Here is an 18113-nt window from a genome sequence, read left to right on the forward strand (position 1 = left end):
GTCGCAGGCCTCAGCCGGGAAGAGCGCCGCCATGCCGCCGACGGCGCGAAGAAATCTCTGATGTGTCAGGCATCTTCTCGTGCGGTGCAGCATCACGCGGCTGTGATGGCGGGCGTCCATCGACTGGGATTCCGGCTTCCTGACGGCGTTCCGCGGAACCTGTCCCTGTCGGGGCTGGTTCGGTCTCATCGTCGGGCGGATCACCCTCCCGCAACGCAGCAACAGATCGAATGGGCGGCGAGGCAGGTGCGGCAGCATCGCCCGTTGCGGCGTCAGCCTGCGACACCGCTTCTACGACTTTAGTTTCATCCACTTCCGGCGATTTGGGATCGGGGTCCTGCGATTCGTCGGCACCCTTGCCGGCAACCGCGCGGTCGAACATGTCCATGACCTCGCGAATCTGGTCGGCGCTGGTTTCCATCGGGCCGAACCCGGCAATCGATGACGGGTTGTTGTAGTCATAGGCATAGTCGAGCGCCGGGCTGACATAATCGCGGATCGCCGGGTCGACGAGCCACATACGCCGGAGCGCGGCATGGCGCAGGTCGGAAGGGACCCAGGCCTGCATGAAGGCCGACACGTCCTGCCCGGGAACCAGGTCCTCGATCTTCGGAAGGCTTTCGATCAGGTCCTCGAGCGGCGTCTGCGGTGCCAGGTTTTCCCCTGCCCGCTCCGGGTCCGGCCCGGCCGCCCCCGCGTCCGGATCGGACGGGGTTGATCCCGCTGAATCCGCTTGCGTCGCCTCCTGTTCCGCCTGTTCCCGCTTGAGCCGCGACCAGCGTGACAGGAATCCCCCCTCACCGCCGCTCATCGCCCGTCTCCCTCCGCCCCGCCCCTGCCCGGCCCGCCGCGCCGGTTCAGCGGATGGCCGATGCCGCGCGTGCCCAGGCTGTCCGGGTCCTGCCGGTCACGCTTGCGCTTGAAGAACGTCTGCTCGACGTGGTGGATCTCGAAAAACGCCTGCATCTCGGCCGCGATCTCCGAAGGCATCGTCAGCGCTTCCACCCGGTCGCCGATCTGGTCGACATAGGCCTCGCCCTCGTAGGGGTCGACCGTCACGCCCGCCACCCGCCAGAGCCCCTCGCCATCCTCGCGCAACGCCACCCAGACCGATGGCCGCGCGGAGGTGAGATTGTCGCGGTAATGCGCCGTCTCGCCCGAATGCAGCGTGATCGTCTCGGGGCCGAGGTACCAGATCTCGCTCTCGTCCTCCCGCCCGATCAGCGTGCGCGGCGGTGTGTCGGGCACGCCGGGCAGCACGGCCGAGGGCACCCATTCGTGGTCGATCCAGGGATTGGTCAGCCGCCGTTTCACTGCGACCACGCCGACCTGCAGATGGGCTACGGGCATCGGCTTCTCCTCAGGCCGCGCGCCGGGCGGCGAGCGGCAGGCCTGCGACGAGGTTTTGCGGCTTCATCCTCAGCATCATGTCGTCGCTCAGGGCCGCGATGAGATAGACGGGCTTGCCGGCCATTTTGGGATCCGCATCGCGCGGATCGGCAAAGGTGAGCCGGAACAGCGCGCAGATCCGGGCGGTATCCTCCGGGCCGACTGTCTCGCCCTTCCACAGCCGGTTGCCGATCGCGGTCGCCTCGGCATCGAGGCCGACAAACCAGCGCCAGTCGGCATCGTCGATGCGCTCGATCGGCTCGACCGCGACCGTCACGCCCAGAAGATGGCCGACAAAGGTCTCGATCACACGGGCCAGCGCCTCCCGGGCCCGAGGGCTGCCGCCAAGGTTCATCACCATCGAGAAGGCATCGGACCTGGACCAGTAGGTGCCGGCATTCTCATCGGTCATCACTTCGAGGTCTGCGACCGGATCGTTGCCCATCATGGCCGCGAGCGGCGAGGAATGCATCAGCGCGCGCCGCTCGTCTTCGAAGCCTTCGACCAGTTCGGCATCGGCGAGCAGCAGCGTCTCGTCCCGGAGCGATGCCTTCTGCGGCCGGAAGAACAGTTCCGCAGCGCGCAGCACATGGGGATCCTCGCAGCCGTCCAGGGCATTGCGCAGGATCAGGTGAACCAGTTGCGCCAGAAAAAGCGGCGGCAGGCTGCCGGACCCCTGCCGCACGATGGCGAGATAGGCTGCCTCGATGCTCGGATGGGCGAGAAGCCGGTCGCGGAAGCCGAGCATGAACCGCCAGTTCTCGCGGGCATCCTCGTCGGCGATCGCCGCGATCATCGCAGCCGTCACCGGTCGGCGCGGCTCCGCCATCAGCAGCGCATGGAGGTCGCGTTCGGCCTGGCAGGCCTCGGCCGGAGGCACAAGCTCGGGACGGGCGAGATAGGCGAGGATCAGTTCGTCGGTCACGGCCAGGCCGCCGCCCTCCGTCGGGCGCGTCATGTGGTGGCCCGAAGAGACCCAGAACTCCTTGGCCGTACGGGTTGGCAGAGCCGGCGATGCGGTCATGGGCGCTTGTCCATCAGGCCGATGAGGTCGACCCGCTCCTCGGGCTCGTCCTCGCCGACGGTCTCGTGAAAAGTGAAGGCGCGCGCGCCCGCATGGAGCGCATCGGCGCCGGGGGCCGTCTCCCGCCGTCTGAGGGTTCGGAACTGTTCGCGGATCGTGCCGTCCTCGAACCGGCGATGAAGCGCCACCAATGTGCCCTCGTCATGATCGGCCAGCGAGGCGGAAAAGGTGATTTCTTCTTCGGCAGCGGCCCGTGCAGCCGCGATCGAGGGGGCGCCGAGGCGTTCGACAAGGTGCCCGGCAAGGCTCGCGATTGCCGCCGAAACCTCGTCCTGGCGTGCCGGCTGGGCCACCACCAGCGTCGAGAAGCCGAGGCTCGCCACGCCGACGAAACCGGACCGGAAGGCGACCCGCTCCTTGCCTTCCAGCGCCGCCACGTCGCGGCCCATGAACAGGAACGTGCCGGTCACCGCCCATTCACCGGGTTCGGCCGCGTGCGGGAACACGAATCCGTCCGAGGGGTCGAGCCGGATGGTGCGCAGCAGCTTCACAGCCTGGGCGCCCCTGTCTCGCGATCCAGCCAGTTGACCTGTCTCAGGCCGGCCAGCAGGTCCGCGCGCATCTCGGTGCCGCCGACGATCCGGCGCGTGACGAGGTTTCCGTCATCGTCGAGGCTCAGCCGGTCGCCGGCCCTCTCCTTGTCGAGCCGTGCCACATAGTCCGCGGCCACGGGACCGAAGCCCTGATGCTGCCAGATGTCCACCTGCCGCATCATGTGGCGGGCAAACGCCTCCACGATGAGGGCCGGGCCGCCGCCCTCGAAGCCCTCCTCGTCGAGCGCCGCGGCATTGGGCACCTTGCCGGGCTCCACCTGATCGGAAAAGGCCACCCGCACGATGCCGGCGAAGACCAGCCAGTCCGGTGGCGCGTCCTCGGCGGCCCGCTTCGGCCAGCCGAGACGTCCCCCGCCGACCAGCCCGCCATCGAAGCGCAACGTATCGGGATAGGCGATGGAGACCCCGCGGTCTGGCGGCGTGTGGGCCGCGACGGCGTCCGCCAGCGCGTTCATGCCGAGGAAGAAGGCCTTGCGCGCCACCGCCAGCGGATCCTCGGGCTCGAGGATCACGGCAAACTCGGCCACGTCGAAACGCCGCACCCAGACGATGGCGCCGGCCCCCTCCTCCGCCGCGGTCCGGCAGGCATGGGCAAAGGCATCGCCCGATTCGCGCAGCGCCACCGTCCTCAGCCCCGGCGGCAGGTCGAGCGTTGCAGGCGATCGGAATGTGACAAGTGGCATGGCGTTCCCGCGTCAGCCGGCCCTGATGCAGGCCGAAGTCTGGTTCTTTCGATCCGTTCCAATATATGTGGACGATAACCGGCGGAAAGACCAAACCCCGCCGGCGGGAGAAACGCATGGCCGGCGGCACCACCATCGTCTGTTCCTGTGAGGAGACCATGCCGCTGCATGGCGAGACGGTGGCGAAGGCCTGCCGCACCAAGGTGCGTACGGCCGACCACCTCTGCCGCAAGGAACTTGACCTGTTCCGGGCCATCCTCGGCCAGGAAGCCCAGGTGACCGTAGCCTGCACGCAGGAGGCTCCGCTGTTTCAGGAAACGGCGGAGGATATGGGCTATGCCGGTCGCCTGGTTTTCGCCAACACCCGGGAACTGGCCGGCTGGTCGACGGAGGCCGACAAGGCCGGCCCCAAGACCGCCGCGCTGATCGCCGCGGCGTCAGTCGAAATGCCGCCGATCCAGATCGCCAGTCTGGAATCGAAGGGCGTCGCCCTCATCTATGGTCGCGACGAGACGGCGATCGAGGTTGCGAGCCGGCTTGCCGACAGCCTCGACGTCACCGTTCTGCTGACGCGGCCCGGCGACGTGACGCCGGCTGCGACCACGGATTTTCCGGTCGTGAAAGGCACGATCACCGGTGCGACCGGCCTTCTCGGCGCCTTTGACCTCGCGATCGACGACTATGCCCTGCCATCGCCATCCTCGCGCCGCGCCTATCGCTGGCAGGTCCCGCGCAACGGGGCCTCGTCAGCATCGGATCTGGTGATCGACCTCACCGGCGGGCCGGCCCTGTTCCCTGCCGCCGACCTGCGGCCCGGATATTTCCGCGCCGATCCGGCCGACCGCGCGGCGGTGGAAAAGCTGATCGGCGAGGCCGGCAGCATGGTCGGCACCTTCGACAAGCCGAAATATGTCCAGTTTCATGCCGAGCTTTGCGCCCATTCGCGCTCGAAGATCACCGGCTGCACGCGCTGCCTCGACCTGTGCCCGACAGGCGCGATCACGCCGGCCGGCGAGACGGTGGCGATCGATCCGGGAATCTGCGCCGGCTGCGGCCAGTGCGCCGCGGTCTGTCCGACGGGTGCGGCTGCCTATGCCCTGCCGCCGGCCGATGCCCTGATGTTACGCCTGCGCGCGCTGCTCACCACATGGCGCGAGGCTGGCGGACGCAACGGCGTGGTGCTGGTTCACGATGGCGACCACGGCCGCCCGCTTATCGACGCACTGGCGCGGTTCGGCAGCGGCCTGCCGGCCCATGTCCTGCCGCTGCAGGTGAACGAGATCACGCAGGTCGGCCCCGAGTTCTTCGCGGCCGCCCTCGCCTATGGCGCTGCGGGTGTCACCATGCTGGGGAGGGCGAAGCCGAAGCACGACCCGGCCGGCCTTGTCGCGACCCTGTGGACGGCGAACGCCCTCGCCGCGGGGCTGGGCTACGGCCAGGGACCCGTCCGGCTTATCGAGACCGATGATCCCGACACGCTCGCCGCAGCCCTGGCTGATGGGCCGGCCGGCACGGCGAGCCAGAAGCCGTCCACCTTCATGCCCATGGGTGCCAAGCGCGGGCTTCTGGAACTGTCGTTCCGCGAATTGCATCGGGCGGCCCCCGCACCGGTCGATGTCGTGGCACTGGACAAGGGAGCGCCCTTCGGCACCGCCGCCGTGGATGTGGGAGCCTGCACGTTGTGCCTCGCCTGCGTCTCGGCCTGCCCGACGGGCGCGCTGTCCGACAATCCCGACCGGCCCATGCTGCGCTTCACCGAGAGCCTGTGCGTCCAGTGCGGTCTGTGCGAGGCGACCTGCCCGGAGGATGCCATCACACTGAAGGCGCAGGTCGATTTCGCCGCCTGGGACCAGCCGAAGCGCGTCGTCAAGGACGAGGAGCCGGCGCTTTGCACCCATTGCGGCAAGGCATTCGGCACCAAATCCACCATCGATCGGGTGGCCGCGCGGCTGGAGGGTCACTGGATGTTCACCGGCGACAATGCCCATCGCCGTGATGCGCTGTTCATGTGCGAGGACTGCCGCGTGGAAAAGGTCGTCAACGAGAGCTTCGACCCCCACGGCGCGCCGGGCCGGCCGCCGGTGCGGACCGCGGCGGATTACCTCGCCGAGGCTGCAGCCAAGGGCAAGGACCCGCTCAACTGAGCACCGGGCCGGCGATCAGTTCGGCCGGCTGGCCTTCTCGATGAACTCGACCAGTGCCTGCAGGTCCTGCGGATCGGTCACCCGCTGTTCGGGCATCTTGGTGCCGGGTGTGTAGGCATTCGGGCCGACCTCGAACAGTCGGGCGATGGTCTCCTTCGACCAGACGATGGTCATGCCGCGCAGCGCAGGCGAATAGTCGTAGCCCGGCACCGTGGCGATGCGCCGGCCGATGACCCCGTGCAGGGTGGGGCCTGCCCGGTTGCCGCCTTCGGAATCCAGGGTGTGACAGGCGATGCAGGCGCGGAACACCTCCGCGCCCGGATGATCAGCAAAGCGGGTCAGGGCATCGTTAGGCCGGCTCATGACCACGGCCCCGAGATGTTCGCCCGTGGCCACGCGCCACCGGCGCACGAGGCGGTCGCCGCCGCCCGTCATGAGTTCCTCAGCCCCCGGCCGGAAGGCGACCGACCAGACCGGCAGGCCCGGTCCCACCAGCACCCGCTCCACGCGGCGTGCCGTCCGGTCGATGATCGCCACCGAGCCGCGGATACCGGCAGCCGCCAGCATCGCGCCATCGGAGGAGATGGCGAGCGAGACGATCGGCGTCTCCGAGGCCGCAACTGCGCCGCGCGCCTCGCCTTCGGGCGAGAGGAGGTGGACACGGCCGTCAGCGCCCGATGCGGCGATCTCGCCGTCCGGCGCCACGATCAGGCCGTTCACCGGCGTGCCGAGCATCACCTGGCGTTCCGGGCCACCGTCGACGGGGCTGATGCGCAGGGTCGCGTCATGACCGCCGGTGACGATGGCGCGCCCGTCCGGCGTGAAGGCAACGGCATTGACCGGCCCGCGATGGCCGGAAAAGACGCGCGCCTCACCGCCTGCGAGCGGGATCAGCCGCGCCGTTCCATCCCAGGATGCAGAGGCCAGAAACCGGCCATCGGGCGAGAGGGCAAGGCCAGCGACCGAACCGCGATGGCCTTCGATCACGCGCTCGGGCTCGGGCCTGCCCATGCGCCAGATGGCGATGCGCCCCTCCTCTCCGGCGGTTGCGAACAGCCCGCCCGGCAGCGCCGCCACGGCGTTCACCGAACCGTCGTGGTGGCGCAGGACCGTCAGCGCCGTACCTGTCTCGATGCCCCAGAGGATGGCGGAGGTATCGAAGGACCCCGACAGGGCGATGCGGCCGTCAGCAGATATGGCAAGTGCCCGGACCGGGCCGCCATGGCCGCGCAGCTCCTGGGCTGCCGAGGGGGCGGCAAGGCAGCAGGCGACGAGGCCGATGGCGCGGAACAGGCGTGCGATCATGGTCAGCGGGGGTTCGTGGGGCAGGATCTGGCGGCAGGTTTGGACGGAACGGGGTGCGGCTCTATATCGTCAGCACAAAGTGGCGGAATGACCGCCCCAATCAAGGCCGGATGCTGACAATGACCGAGACGCCCCTCGATCTGAAGGGCCTGAAATGCCCCCTTCCCGCGCTGAAGACGCGCAAGGCGCTGTCGCGGGCACCGGCCGGAACCCTGTTTGTCGTTACCTGCACCGATCCGATGGCGGCCATCGACATTCCCAATCTCGTCCGCGAGACGGGCGACGTGCTGGAGAGCCAGGACAAGGCGGGCGGGTCGCTCGTGTTCCGCATCCGCAAGGTTGGATGAGACCTAGACCGCGCCCTGGAGCACGCCGCGCCGGTCGAAATGGCAGGCGAAGGGCCGCACGCCCAGTGCACCATGGCTGGCCATTCCGCGCAGGATCCGCCGGCCGCCTTCGATCCTCACCACGCGGCGCTCGAGCGACACGACCCTTCGGCTGATTCCCATCATCTGGGCCGCATCCGCACGACACCATCCGTGCATGGAACGGGCATGTCTGGCCTCCGCCGGCTCGGGCAGCGCGAGAAGCAGGGCAGTGGCCATGACAGTGGCCGGCAGGACAAGCCTGAACATGGACGATCTCCGGAATCAGTGAAACGGCCGACATTGAAGCACGGCAGGACCGCCGATGCCGACCCTGCCCACCCCCTTCTACGCGCCAGGCCTTACCATTCACTGCCTTTACCTTGGCCGGCCGCTGCCCCATCTTCTGCAACGGGACTGATCCGGGCCGGTCCGAACGGGAGAATTCATGGTCACGTCGCGCATTGCCGCCATCATCTACGGCCCGCAGGAGGACTGTGACGGCATGCTGGCCGACCTCGCCCACGATTGGCTGAAGGAGGGCGTGAAGGTGGTCGGCCTCGTTCAGATCAACGGCCGGGATGCAAGCTGCGAGACCATGGAGATGGAGCTTGAGGCCGTTGAAAGCGGCCGGCGCTTCAACATCTGCCAGGATCTGGGTTCGGGCAGCGTCAATTCCTGCCGGCTCAACCCGTCGGGCCTCGCCGAGGCAGCCGGCGCGCTGAGGGCCGCCCTCGCACAGGATGTCGATGTGGTCATCGTCAACAAGTTCGGCCGCATGGAAGCCGAGGGCAACGGCCTCAACGCAGAGATCGGCGCGGCCGTGGCCGCCGGCCTGCCGCTGGTCATCGGGGTACCGGCACGGTTTGCCGAAGCCTGGGAGACTTTCGCAGGCGGCCTCGACACGCGCCTTGCCTGCGACCCGCTGGCGCTGGACGCCTGGCGGCGCGGGCTGCGACCGGTTCAGGCGGCCGAGTGAACGGCGCGACGGCGTTCATCGGGCAAGATGAAGACATGGCATGGATCACGCGCCAGAGTTTGCGACCAGGCCTGATACAATACAGCGGTGAACGACCAAAGTAGTGGCCGGCATGCCGTGAATCGTCATCGACAATTACGTTACGTTAAGGCGGCCTACTGCAAGAGTGATCGCATCGTGCATGCCTGACCTCTGACTGACCCCCCTCGCCTGCCGTATCGGGCGCGGCCTGCCAGCGACACCGCTTTGACCGGCAGGATCCGAACCGAACGACAGAATGCTGCAGCAACGGCCCGGCATCGCGCGATCACCTCGAGCGAGACCGACAGCTATGACGACACATCCCGCCCGCGGGCGAACCCTTGGCCCCAACAGGCGCAAGGCGGCCCGCCGCGACCTGACCTATGTGGCAACCCTGGTGGGCGTCGACGCCGTTCCGCTCGGCCGCTGTTCCGTGCTGGACATTTCGACCACGGGGGTGCGCCTGGCCACCGACCCGGAAACCATCGTGCCCGAAGAATTCGTTCTGGCCCTGACCAGCACCCGAACGGTCCAGCGGGCTTGCCGGCTCGTCTGGCGCAATGAAGACGAACTGGGAGCCGAGTTTCAGCCGGTCGAGATCGACGACGTGACGACCCGCGCCAAGGACACGATCCGCCGGCGCCGGATCGGCCCCATCGAGATCGACTGACCCGGCCGTCCTGATCTCAATCCGGCAGCACCTTGCCGGGATTGAGGATTCCTTTCGGGTCCAGTGCATCCTTGATGAGACGCATGACCTCGATCGCCTCCCCATGCTCTTCGCGCATGAACTTGCGCTTGCCGATGCCGACCCCGTGCTCGCCCGTGCAGGTGCCACCGAGCGCGATGGCATGTTTCACCATCCGGTCGTTGATGGCATTGGCCCTGGCCCACTCGTCCGGATCGTCCGGGTCGATCTGCATGCCGAGGTGGAAATTGCCATCGCCGACATGGCCGACCAGCGACGTGGAGAAGCTCTGCTGGCTGGTCTCCTCGCGCACGGCACGGATCACCTCGGCAAGCGCCGAGATCGGCACGCAGACATCGGTTCCCCAGCCGCGCGCGCCGGGCCGCAGCGCCCTGAGTGCCCAATGGATGTCGTGGCGGGCCTGCCAGAGCTTCGCGCGTTCGTCGGCATCGGTGGACCAGGTCCAGCCCGTCGCGCCCTCGCCTCTGGCGATCTCCTCGACGATGCCGGCCTGCTCCTCGACCGCAGACTGGCTGCCGGCAAACTCGAAGAACAGGGTCGGCGTCACCGGCAGCGTCAGCTTGGAATAGGCATTGACCGCCTCGATGGCGCGGTCGTCCATGAGTTCCACGCGGGAGATGGGAATGCCCATCTGGATGGTCTGGATGACGGTGGTGACCGCAGCCTCCACGGTCGGGAACGGGCAGATCGCCGCCGCCATCACCTCGGGAATGCCGTAGAGGCGCACCGTCACCTCCGTGATGATGCCGAGCGTGCCCTCCTGGCCGACGAACAGCCCGGTGAGATCGTAGCCCGCCGAGGACTTCTTGGCCCGGGAGCGCGTGCGGATGATGCGCCCGTCCGCCAGCACGACGGTGAGGCTCACCACGTTCTCGCGCATGGTGCCATAGCGCACCGCATTGGTGCCCGAAGCGCGGGTGGCCGCCATGCCGCCGATGGTGGCATCCGCGCCCGGATCGATGGGAAAGAACAGCCCGGTGTCGCGCAGATGCGCGTTGAGTTGCTTGCGCGTGACGCCGGCCTGCACGGTCGCGTCGAGGTCCTCCGGCCGCACGGCGAGGATCTGGTTCATGCCGGTGAGGTCGAGCGAGACGCCGCCCTTCACCGGGATCAGTGCGCCCTCCAGCGACGAGCCCGCGCCATAGGCGACCAGGGGCGTGTCATGGGTGGCACACAGCGTCACGATTGCCGAGACCTCGTCCGTGCTCAGCGCGCGGCAGACGGCATCCGGCAGGTGAACCGGATGGCGGGACTCGTCGCGCCCATGCTGCGCACGATCGGATTCGGAGGTCGAAACCCGGTTGCCGAGCAACGCCCGGAGGGCTTCGAGCAGGTCGGGCTTGATGGCGGAAGGCGTGGGCGCGTTCATCGATGCAGCCGGGTTCTTCTGTTGATGTGCCGGGGGGCGCCATCAAGAGCACCAAGCCGGCCTCCTGCCAACTGAAATGGCGCAGGCCAGACCGGCAGCCTCAGCCGGTCGGGATCATCTCGGCGGTCCACGACAGGCTGTCCGTGACCGTGACAATGGTGAAGCCGGCCGCATCCTCGCCATGGCGGCCGGTGGCTGACGCCGACGGCGCGCCGATACAGGTCACCGTTTGGCCGTCCACGACCACCTCGCGCCGGCAGGCCTCGTGCAGATGGCCGTGCAGCAGCAGCGGACAGCGATGGCGGGCAAGCAGGCCGAGCAGCGCCGATCCGTCGCGCAGGCGCTTCAGGCGCGACAGGCCGGGGGCCTCGGGCGGATGGTGGATGGCAATGACCGGCAGCACCAGCGTGCGGTCCAGCCCGGCAAGGAGCCGGTCCAGCCGGTCGAGTTGCGCGGGGCCCAGTTCCCCCTCCGCCGAGAAGGTCCAGGTCGGCGTGCCGGAGCAGAGCGTCACCAGAGCCGCCCGGCCAACGAGGTCCAGCCGCGGGAATTGCGCCCGAAGATCGCCGCCGGCCGGCCCGGGCGCCAGCCAGTCGCCGAGCGCGGCGCGGATCCTCCTCCGTGTGTCGGTGGTGTAGCAGTCATGGTTACCCGGCGCCCAGGCCACACGGGCCGGATGACCGAGCCCGGCCAGTGCGGCCTTTGCGGCGGCATATTCGGCCGTGAGGCCGAGTTCGATCAGGTCGCCGGTGACCGCGATATGGTCGGCGCCGGCTGCCGCGACCGCTGCAATGGTGCGGGCCGCCATCGCATTGTCGTGGGCTCCGGGCTGGCGCCGCCAGTTGATCCAGCCCAGCACCGGCTTGAGCCGCCAGGGCCATTCGGCCGGGAACGGCACGGGCGAGAGATGCAGGTCGGACAGGTGGGCGATGCGGGTCATCGGCGACCAGCCATAGGCAATCGCGACCCCGGCTGTCGATGGCTGGACAGCCTTGCCGGCCTCACGCAGCGCGGATCATGTCCACCGCCTTCTCGCCGATCATGATCGTGGGCGCATTGGTGTTGCCGCCCAGCAGCGTCGGCATGATCGAGGCATCGACGACCCTGAGCCCGCCCACGCCGCGCACGCGCAACTGCGGATCGACCACCGCGCCGTCGTCCGCGCCCATGCGGCAGGTGCCGACCGGATGATAGACCGTGTCGACCTTGCGCCTGAGAAGCGCGGCGATCTCCTCGTCCGAGACGACGCCGACCCCGACGAGGTCCTTTGCCACCTCCACCGACAGCGGCTGGGTCTCCATGATGCGGCGCGTGAGGCGGAAACCCTCCACCATGGTCGCCATATCGTCGGGATCGTCGAGGAAATTGGGGTCGATGATCGGTGCCGCCATCGGATCGGGGCTTCCGAGCGTGACCGTTCCGCGGCTCTTCGGCCGCAGCACGCAGACATGGCAGGAAAACCCGTGCCCGAGATGCAGCTTGCGGGCATGGTCGTCGACCACCCCGATGCAGAAATGCAGTTGCACGTCGGGCGCCGGCAGGTCGGGCCGCGTTTTCAGGAACGCGCCCGCCTCGGCATAATTGGTGGTCAGAAGACCCCTGCCCTCGCGCCGGTACGGGCCAAACGCCCGCATCAGGGCGAGCGAACCGGCGGGCGACACCCCGACGAGGCTCCGGTTGCGCGACTTGTAGGAAAAGATGAAGTCCGGATGGTCCTGAAGATTGGCGCCCACCGCGGGACTGTCGGCGACCACCGGAATGCCGAGGTCTGCCAGCGCGGCGCCCGGACCCACGCCCGACAGGAGCAGCAGGTGCGGCGACTGGAAGGCGCCCGCCGACAGCAGCACCTCGCGGCGGGCGCGGGCGATCCTGACTTCGCCGCCCATCCGGTACTCGACGCCGACCGCCCGGCGCCCCTCGAACAGGATGCGCGTGGTGCGGGCGCGGGTCACGGCCTTCAGGTTCGGCCGCTTGCCGAGATGCGGCAGGAGATAGGCCCTGGCCGCGCTCCAGCGCTGGCCGTCCTTCTGCGTCACCTGGTAGAGCCCGAAACCCTCCTGCTCCTCGCCGTTGAAATCATCCGTTTCCCGCAGCTGGAGCTGCCGGCAGGCTTCCAGGAAGCGCTGCGGAAATGGATTGTCGGAGCGCAGGTCGGCGACATTGAGGGGCCCGTCCCGGCCATGCAGCGGGCCTGACAGCCGCTCGTTGCCCTCGGCGCGCAGGAAATAGGGCAGCACGTCGGAGAAGCCCCAGCCGACATTGCCGAGGCTTGCCCAGTGGTCGTAGTCGGAGCGGTGGCCCCGGATATAGATCATGGCATTGATGGCGGAGGAGCCGCCAAGGCCCCGGCCGCGCGGCTGGTAGCCGATGCGCCCGCCAAGGCCCTTCTGGGGCACGGTGGCAAAGCCCCAGTTGTTGATGCGCGTCGGCAGCATGCCGATGACGCCGGCCGGCGTGCGGATCAGCGGGCTGTCACCGCCGCCGCCAGCCTCCAGAAGCAGCACCGAGGTCGCGGCATCCTCGCTCAGCCGGCCAGCCAGCACCGAGCCGGCCGACCCGCCGCCGACAATGATGAAATCGGCCGTCTCGCTGGTCATGGCACCCTCCCCGCCGGCCTCGTCGCGGACCCCTGGCTCATCTGATGATGGCAAGGGCGCGCGCGCAAGTCCGGCGGGGATGAGTCGTCAGAGGTAGGTCGTCCTCAGCGCCTCGAAGCGCAGGACCTGATCGGCCATCAGGTCGCGCGCCTTGTCGCGACGCACGAAGATCTTGAACATCGCCTCGCCCGCCGCGTTGAAGAACTGGATCGAGAGCGACCGGCGTCCGTGGAACTTGCGGTCCACGAAGCAGATCTCCTGGCAGTTCGACGCCTTGATGTGACCGCCGATCGGGCTGTCGCCATGGACGTTGAACCAGCCATGTCCGGACGAGCCCGGCACGAGCGGGCCATGGCACTCCAGAACGATGTCCGGCGTGTTGACGATGAACAGCACCTCGCCCCACGTCGTCACATCGGTCCAGATGGCCTCGAAGGCGGCCGGCGGTGCGCTGACCGCCTCGCCGGGGGGCAGCATGGCCAGCACCTCGCGCGGCGGCAGGCCATGCTCCCGCGCGACATTCTCGATGACACCGTCCGGCTTGGCGGCGAGCGCCGCGCGCGCGGCCGACAGCCGGTCCTCGAAGGCGATGATCTGCGCGCTCATCCTTGCCTCACGCAGCCGCGACGGCAGTCTTGCCGCGATGATCCTCGACGATCACCGCCTCGAAGCCCTCGAACTCGGGATGACCGAGCGAGGTCGGCTTGTTCTGCGTGCCGGCACGGGCGTGGGATTTGCGGAACTGGTCGGACTTGGTCCAGGCGACGAAGTCGTCCTTCGTCTCCCAGACGGTGTGCGAGGCGTAGAGCGTGTGGTCCTCCTTCTCCGGACCCTTCAGGAGCGTGAACTCCACGAAGCCCTTCAGCTCGGCGAGATAGGACTCGCGCGTGCGCCAGATGGTCTCGAAATCGGCCTCGCAGCCCTTGATGACCTTGAAGCGGTTCATCGCGATATACATGGGGTCTTCCTTTCTGGCTCGTCCCCGGCACATCCGGCGGACTGGCTTGGGTCAATGGAGATTGTAGCGGATGCCGGCGGTGAACCGCATGGTGCCGGGCGAACCCGGTGGCATCGGTGGAAACGGCTGGGCGCGGCGGAGCATGGCCATCGTGGCCTGGTCGAGCACCGCGGCACCGGACGAACCGGCGAGCGAGGAGGCCGTGACCTGGCCACTGGCCGAGAGCGTGAAGGCGATCACGGCCCGTCCGGTCACACCGCGCTCGCGGGCCTGGTCGGGATAGATCTTGAACCGGGCGAGATGGGCGAGCACGCGCGCCCTGTAGCCTGCCATGGCGGCCGCGGCCGCAGCGCCTGAATTCGCGGTGCCGCGCGATTCCTGGCTGTTGCGCTGGCCCGTCCCCTCCCCGCGCGGTGCGGTCCGCGCCTGCGCGGCGGTCTGACGGCTGGCCTGCGCCCGCCGCTCGGGCTGCGGTGTGGCCGCGGCGCGCTGCGTCGGCCGGGTCCGGCGGGTGGTGGTCGGGGCCTCGCGACGGCTTGCAGGCCGGGTCGCCTGCGCCACAGGCGGGGTCGCGCGCGGAGGCTGGACGGCAGGAGGCGTCGGACGGGCATTGGGCTGGGCCACGGCCGAAAGCCGCGGAGGCGCCGGCTGTTCCGCATCGGGGCGTGGCTGCGGCAGCGTCGCCTGCAATTCGGCGGGAAGCGGCGTTTCGACCGGCAGGTCCGGCACCGGCACGGCGGCAGCGACGTCCCGCGGATCAGGCTGTGGGGCGGGCGGCGGCGGCTGGAGCGCGGCCGACACCTGCGTCTCGGCAGGCAGGTCCGGGACCGGAACGGCTGCCGCGACGGCCCGTTCATCGGGTTGGGGCGTGGGCGGCGGCGGCTGGAGCGCTGCGGGAAGCTCGGTCTCGGCGGGCAGGTCCGGCACGGGTATGGCGGCGGCGACCGCCTGCGGATCGGGCTGGGGATCCGGCACCCGCACCGGTGGCTGCGCGGTCTCGATGACCGGCACCTGATCGGGCATCGGGGGCACCGGCAACTGGTCGAGGATCCGCTCGGCTGTCGTCTCGGGATCAGGCTGATCGACCGGGGGGCCCTCGGGCGCGGCCTCGACCGGTTCGGCAGCCGGCTGGGGCATCTCGGTCGTCTGCGGCGCCTCGACGGCCTGGCGAGCCTCGGAGGGCACGGCATCGGCGGTCGTGTCCTCGGTTCCGCTTGCCCTTTCCTGCCGCGCGGCCGCCCCCTCCTCGGCGGCAACCACCAGTTCGACCGGAACGGCATCCTCGCCGGACGTGGCCGCCGGCGGCTTCATCCAGGCAATCCAGATGGCGAAGGCCGCAACCGTGGTGTGCAGGATGATGGATGCCAGGATGAAGGCGGTCAGGCGTCCGCCCGCCGTGGCATAGGGACAGCCGGGCCGGTCGGGCGTGACGGCCGGGGCGGTGTGTGCCGCCTCGCAGACGCCGTCGGGGGCCAGAACAGCCGGCGCTGCGATAGCGCCGGACGCTGGTACAGGCGCGAGGGTCACCGGCGGCGCCGACGCATCGTCGACCACTACGTGGCGCTCGGCGCGCAGCACGAGCGGCAGGATGGCGGCCGTCGCCGTCCCCTCTCCCGGGCCGGCGGGCCCGGGACGGTCCTGCAGGCCAGTCCGACGCGGTGCCGGCGGTGCCGGCACCCGACGATCCCTGGGAACTGCTGAGGCCCGCACCATGGCTGTCAGAACTTCGCCGACATGTTGACCGAGACCGAGCGACCGGGTGCCCGGAACAGCTCGAGATTGGCATTGGTCGTTGTCAGCCCGGCCACGTCGATGGCGTTGAAGTAGCGGGCGTTGAAGATGTTGAAGACGCCGGCCCGGACGGTGAGGTGCTTGTTGATCTCGTAGGAGCCGAGCAGGTCCATCGTGGCATAGGAGCCCGGACGGAAGATGTTGGCAGCCGAGACCCTGTTCTTGGCCGCTGCCGCCCGCACCCTGGCCTCGATGGTCCAGGCATGGGGGCTGGTGTAGCGCAGGCTGGCGACGCCGGTGAGCGGATCGACCGAGTCGATCGGCGCGCCCGTGGTCTGGTCGGTGCCTTCCGCGAAGGCGACCGCGCCGTGCAGCGACCATTCCGGCGTGATGCGCCACTCGCCCTTGGCCTCGACGCCCCAGATCCGCACCGAGGACAGGTTCTGGTACTGGAACTGTGTGATCGGGCCGTTCATGCCGACCACCACCGTCGATATGAAGTCCTTGTAGAGATTGTAGAAAGCGGTGACCTGGAAGCTCGAGCCATTGGCGAAGCGGCCGCGCAGGCCGGCCTCGAAGCTGTTGCTGGTCTCCGGCCTCAGGCCGAAATTCGGCAGGATCTCGTAGAACTGCACCGGGTTGGAGAAGGCGAAATTGGCATTGTCGTAGGGCGGTGCGCGGAAGCCGCGCGCATATTGCGCGAACACGCGGAAATTCTCGTTCAGGTCATAGGTCGCGCCGAGCTTGGGCGAGACCGCGAAGGCCGAGACCGTGCCGATGGCAAAGCCCGGATTGGAGTTCATGAACCAGGCGTCCGGCAGCGGCTTCAGGTTGTAGTAGTCGAAGCGGATCGCCGGAATGATGCGCAGCGCCCCGTATTGCATGACGTCCTGGATGTAGAAGGCCGCCTGGCTGGTGCGCGTGTCGGGGAAGTTCTTGTTCGGGAAGATCTCGCCGGGCGGCAATGCGACGGGCACACCGCCGGGGAACGTCGCCTCCGTGCGCTCGCGCGGGCGCGACGACGTGGTCAGGTCCGCCGTCGCGCCGTAGACGATGGTGTGGTCCCAGCCGCCCCACTGCCGGCGGGCAGTGAACTGAAGGTCGACGCCGAAGACCTGCTGGCGGAAGTCGAAGTCGGAGCGGCGCAGGCGGTTGGCCGGGTCGGTCGCCGGCACGCCGGTGCGGCGATACTCGGCGGTGTTCTCCTGCCGGTCGAAATCGGTGACATAGGCCAGCACGCGCACCTCGTCGGCGAGCGCCCATGACAGCTGGCGCGTCCAGTCGAGGCTGATGCGGAAGCGCTTGTTGGTGTCATGCGTGATCTGCTGGGCGATGGCGGCCGTCCGCGCCGAAACGAGATCGGTTGCGATGTTGCGCCAGAAGAACTCGCCGGTCAGCCGGATGCGGCCGGCATCGGGCGTCTCGTAGATGAGCTTCGTCAGGATGTTGTTGGACTGGTAATATTGCGGATTGGCCCGGCGCGTCGCCGAGTTGATCTGCGTCTCGTGCCCGTCGCGCCGGGTGTACTGGAACAGCATCTCGAAGGGCCCACGCCGGGCCGCGCCGGTGATCGTCTCGGCGAACGAGCGATCGACGCTGTTGAACGACAGCTTCGTGCCCGCATACCAGTCCCGCCCGACCTCGCGCAGGTAGTCGCCCGGATCCTTCGTGATGAACGACACGACACCGCCGATGGCATCGGAGCCATAGAGCGCCGAGGCCGGACCGCGGATGATCTCGACGCGCTTCAGGCTGTCGAAGTCCATCACGTCGCGGGTGTAGAGCCCCGGCCCCACATTCGAGCCCGGATAGTCCGGGACGCGGACGCCGTCGACCTCGAGGCGCACGCGGTTGTCGCCGATGCCGCGGATGAAATAGGTGCCCGACCCTGTGCGGGTGGGCGAGTTGCTGACCGCGAGGCCCGGCTCCGAACGGACCTGGTCGCGCGGGCTCTGGACCAGCGTGCGGTCGATCTCGCGGTCCGTCGTGACGGTTACGGTTCCGGGGGCGTTGTAGACCGTGGACGGGGTGCGCTCGGCGGAGACGACGATCTCGTCCTGCGCCGACATCGCACGGCCATCGGACGCCCCGTCCTGGGCGCCGGCTGGATGCACCATCGTGGCAAGAGCAAGGAGGGGAACCGACGCCAGAAGCGTCGCGCGACCGGAGGACTGTGACATGGCGGAACCGCAAGCCTGAATGACATTGTTTCGGCTGGCTGGCTC

General features: G+C 68.8%; 18 protein-coding genes. 4 read left to right on the forward strand and 14 right to left on the reverse strand.

The features are described 5' to 3' along the window. Positions 1-10: 10 nt before the first annotated feature. Genes ACTIFS_RS15775 through ACTIFS_RS15795 form a run of 5 tightly spaced genes read right to left on the reverse strand, consistent with a single transcriptional unit; the run spans position 11 to position 3710 of the window. On the reverse strand, positions 11-811 hold the full coding sequence (locus ACTIFS_RS15775; protein ID WP_439575077.1) for a DUF3306 domain-containing protein: 801 nt from the start codon (positions 809-811) through the stop codon (positions 11-13). After that, a complete protein-coding gene (locus ACTIFS_RS15780; protein WP_439575078.1) occupies positions 808-1350 on the reverse strand; it encodes a DUF3305 domain-containing protein in 543 nt (180 codons plus the stop codon). Before ACTIFS_RS15780 ends, ACTIFS_RS15775 begins: the two co-directional genes overlap by 4 nt. A gap of 10 nt (positions 1351-1360) precedes the next feature. Then, positions 1361-2413 carry a DUF6352 family protein gene (locus tag ACTIFS_RS15785; RefSeq protein ID WP_439575079.1) on the reverse strand — a complete coding sequence of 351 codons (1053 nt, stop codon included), beginning with the start codon at positions 2411-2413 and terminating at the stop codon, positions 1361-1363. Further along, entirely contained in the window at positions 2410-2964 is a 555-nt protein-coding gene (locus ACTIFS_RS15790; protein WP_439575080.1) for a DUF6505 family protein, read from the reverse strand. Before ACTIFS_RS15790 ends, ACTIFS_RS15785 begins: the two co-directional genes overlap by 4 nt. Further along, entirely contained in the window at positions 2961-3710 is a 750-nt protein-coding gene (locus ACTIFS_RS15795) for a biotin/lipoate--protein ligase family protein (RefSeq protein ID WP_439575081.1), read from the reverse strand. The genes ACTIFS_RS15790 and ACTIFS_RS15795 overlap by 4 nt, the downstream gene beginning before the upstream one ends. A 116-nt stretch (positions 3711-3826) precedes the next feature. Here ACTIFS_RS15795 and ACTIFS_RS15800 point away from each other — a divergent pair, with 116 nt between their 5' ends. After that, the gene (locus ACTIFS_RS15800; protein WP_439575082.1) at positions 3827-5854 is read left to right on the forward strand and encodes a 4Fe-4S binding protein; all 2028 of its coding nucleotides are present in this window, start codon (positions 3827-3829) and stop codon (positions 5852-5854) included. Between the two features lie 15 nt (positions 5855-5869). Here ACTIFS_RS15800 and ACTIFS_RS15805 read toward each other — a convergent pair whose 3' ends face one another. Then, positions 5870-7159, reverse strand: a complete 1290-nt coding sequence (locus ACTIFS_RS15805; protein WP_439575083.1) for a c-type cytochrome — start codon at positions 7157-7159, stop codon at positions 5870-5872. 119 nt (positions 7160-7278) lie between these two features. On the opposite strand from ACTIFS_RS15805, the gene ACTIFS_RS15810 reads away from it, so the two are divergent. Continuing rightward, the gene (locus ACTIFS_RS15810; RefSeq protein WP_439575084.1) at positions 7279-7506 is read left to right on the forward strand and encodes a sulfurtransferase TusA family protein; all 228 of its coding nucleotides are present in this window, start codon (positions 7279-7281) and stop codon (positions 7504-7506) included. A gap of 3 nt (positions 7507-7509) precedes the next feature. On the opposite strand, the gene ACTIFS_RS15815 is transcribed toward ACTIFS_RS15810, so the two are convergent. Then, positions 7510-7794: a hypothetical protein gene (locus tag ACTIFS_RS15815; RefSeq protein WP_439575085.1), complete on the reverse strand. Its 285-nt coding sequence runs from the start codon at positions 7792-7794 to the stop codon at positions 7510-7512. Between the two features lie 178 nt (positions 7795-7972). Here ACTIFS_RS15815 and ACTIFS_RS15820 point away from each other — a divergent pair, with 178 nt between their 5' ends. Both ACTIFS_RS15820 and ACTIFS_RS15825 read left to right on the forward strand, forming a co-directional pair. After that, positions 7973-8503, forward strand: a complete 531-nt coding sequence (locus ACTIFS_RS15820) for a DUF2478 domain-containing protein (RefSeq protein WP_439575086.1) — start codon at positions 7973-7975, stop codon at positions 8501-8503. A gap of 331 nt (positions 8504-8834) precedes the next feature. Beyond that, positions 8835-9194: a PilZ domain-containing protein gene (locus ACTIFS_RS15825; protein WP_439575087.1), complete on the forward strand. Its 360-nt coding sequence runs from the start codon at positions 8835-8837 to the stop codon at positions 9192-9194. 16 nt (positions 9195-9210) lie between these two features. Here the strand turns inward: ACTIFS_RS15825 and ACTIFS_RS15830 are convergent, their stop codons facing one another. The 7 genes from ACTIFS_RS15830 to ACTIFS_RS15860 all read right to left on the reverse strand — a co-directional run bounded on the left by ACTIFS_RS15830 (position 9211) and on the right by ACTIFS_RS15860 (position 18068). After that, positions 9211-10602, reverse strand: coding sequence for an FAD-binding oxidoreductase (locus ACTIFS_RS15830; protein ID WP_439575088.1), 1392 nt, complete (start codon positions 10600-10602; stop codon positions 9211-9213). 100 nt (positions 10603-10702) lie between these two features. Then, entirely contained in the window at positions 10703-11542 is an 840-nt protein-coding gene (locus ACTIFS_RS15835; protein WP_439575089.1) for a metallophosphoesterase family protein, read from the reverse strand. Positions 11543-11603: 61 nt separating this feature from the next. Continuing rightward, on the reverse strand, positions 11604-13199 hold the full coding sequence (locus ACTIFS_RS15840) for a GMC family oxidoreductase (RefSeq protein WP_439575090.1): 1596 nt from the start codon (positions 13197-13199) through the stop codon (positions 11604-11606). An 87-nt stretch (positions 13200-13286) separates the two neighbouring features. Next, positions 13287-13805, reverse strand: a complete 519-nt coding sequence (gene hutX / locus ACTIFS_RS15845) for a heme utilization cystosolic carrier protein HutX (RefSeq protein ID WP_439575091.1) — start codon at positions 13803-13805, stop codon at positions 13287-13289. Between the two features lie 7 nt (positions 13806-13812). Then, positions 13813-14157 (reverse strand): antibiotic biosynthesis monooxygenase family protein, encoded by a 345-nt coding sequence (locus tag ACTIFS_RS15850; RefSeq protein WP_439575092.1) that lies wholly within the window; start codon positions 14155-14157, stop codon positions 13813-13815. Positions 14158-14208: 51 nt separating this feature from the next. Then, positions 14209-15834: a TonB family protein gene (locus tag ACTIFS_RS15855; protein WP_439575093.1), complete on the reverse strand. Its 1626-nt coding sequence runs from the start codon at positions 15832-15834 to the stop codon at positions 14209-14211. A gap of 41 nt (positions 15835-15875) precedes the next feature. Next, on the reverse strand, positions 15876-18068 hold the full coding sequence (locus ACTIFS_RS15860; protein ID WP_439575094.1) for a TonB-dependent hemoglobin/transferrin/lactoferrin family receptor: 2193 nt from the start codon (positions 18066-18068) through the stop codon (positions 15876-15878). Positions 18069-18113: the final 45 nt, after the last annotated feature.

Source organism: Phreatobacter sp. (assembly GCF_051860605.1).
Taxonomy (GTDB): domain Bacteria; phylum Pseudomonadota; class Alphaproteobacteria; order Rhizobiales; family Phreatobacteraceae; genus Phreatobacter.

What these genes read in the sequence shown, in the direction of transcription:
- ACTIFS_RS15815 (WP_439575085.1), bottom strand. Translation starts at nt 7,794, where the DNA reads ATGTTCAGGCTTGTCCTGCCGGCCACTGTCATGGCCACTGCCCTGCTT.
- ACTIFS_RS15780 (WP_439575078.1), bottom strand. Translation starts at nt 1,350, where the DNA reads ATGCCCGTAGCCCATCTGCAGGTCGGCGTGGTCGCAGTGAAACGGCGG.
- ACTIFS_RS15840 (WP_439575090.1), bottom strand. Translation starts at nt 13,199, where the DNA reads ATGACCAGCGAGACGGCCGATTTCATCATTGTCGGCGGCGGGTCGGCC.
- ACTIFS_RS15805 (WP_439575083.1), bottom strand. Translation starts at nt 7,159, where the DNA reads ATGATCGCACGCCTGTTCCGCGCCATCGGCCTCGTCGCCTGCTGCCTT.
- ACTIFS_RS15820 (WP_439575086.1), top strand. Translation starts at nt 7,973, where the DNA reads ATGGTCACGTCGCGCATTGCCGCCATCATCTACGGCCCGCAGGAGGAC.
- hutX (WP_439575091.1), bottom strand. Translation starts at nt 13,805, where the DNA reads ATGAGCGCGCAGATCATCGCCTTCGAGGACCGGCTGTCGGCCGCGCGC.
- ACTIFS_RS15860 (WP_439575094.1), bottom strand. Translation starts at nt 18,068, where the DNA reads ATGTCACAGTCCTCCGGTCGCGCGACGCTTCTGGCGTCGGTTCCCCTC.
- ACTIFS_RS15835 (WP_439575089.1), bottom strand. Translation starts at nt 11,542, where the DNA reads ATGACCCGCATCGCCCACCTGTCCGACCTGCATCTCTCGCCCGTGCCG.
- ACTIFS_RS15785 (WP_439575079.1), bottom strand. Translation starts at nt 2,413, where the DNA reads ATGACCGCATCGCCGGCTCTGCCAACCCGTACGGCCAAGGAGTTCTGG.
- ACTIFS_RS15800 (WP_439575082.1), top strand. Translation starts at nt 3,827, where the DNA reads ATGGCCGGCGGCACCACCATCGTCTGTTCCTGTGAGGAGACCATGCCG.
- ACTIFS_RS15810 (WP_439575084.1), top strand. Translation starts at nt 7,279, where the DNA reads ATGACCGAGACGCCCCTCGATCTGAAGGGCCTGAAATGCCCCCTTCCC.
- ACTIFS_RS15850 (WP_439575092.1), bottom strand. Translation starts at nt 14,157, where the DNA reads ATGTATATCGCGATGAACCGCTTCAAGGTCATCAAGGGCTGCGAGGCC.
- ACTIFS_RS15775 (WP_439575077.1), bottom strand. Translation starts at nt 811, where the DNA reads ATGAGCGGCGGTGAGGGGGGATTCCTGTCACGCTGGTCGCGGCTCAAG.
- ACTIFS_RS15825 (WP_439575087.1), top strand. Translation starts at nt 8,835, where the DNA reads ATGACGACACATCCCGCCCGCGGGCGAACCCTTGGCCCCAACAGGCGC.
- ACTIFS_RS15830 (WP_439575088.1), bottom strand. Translation starts at nt 10,602, where the DNA reads ATGAACGCGCCCACGCCTTCCGCCATCAAGCCCGACCTGCTCGAAGCC.
- ACTIFS_RS15795 (WP_439575081.1), bottom strand. Translation starts at nt 3,710, where the DNA reads ATGCCACTTGTCACATTCCGATCGCCTGCAACGCTCGACCTGCCGCCG.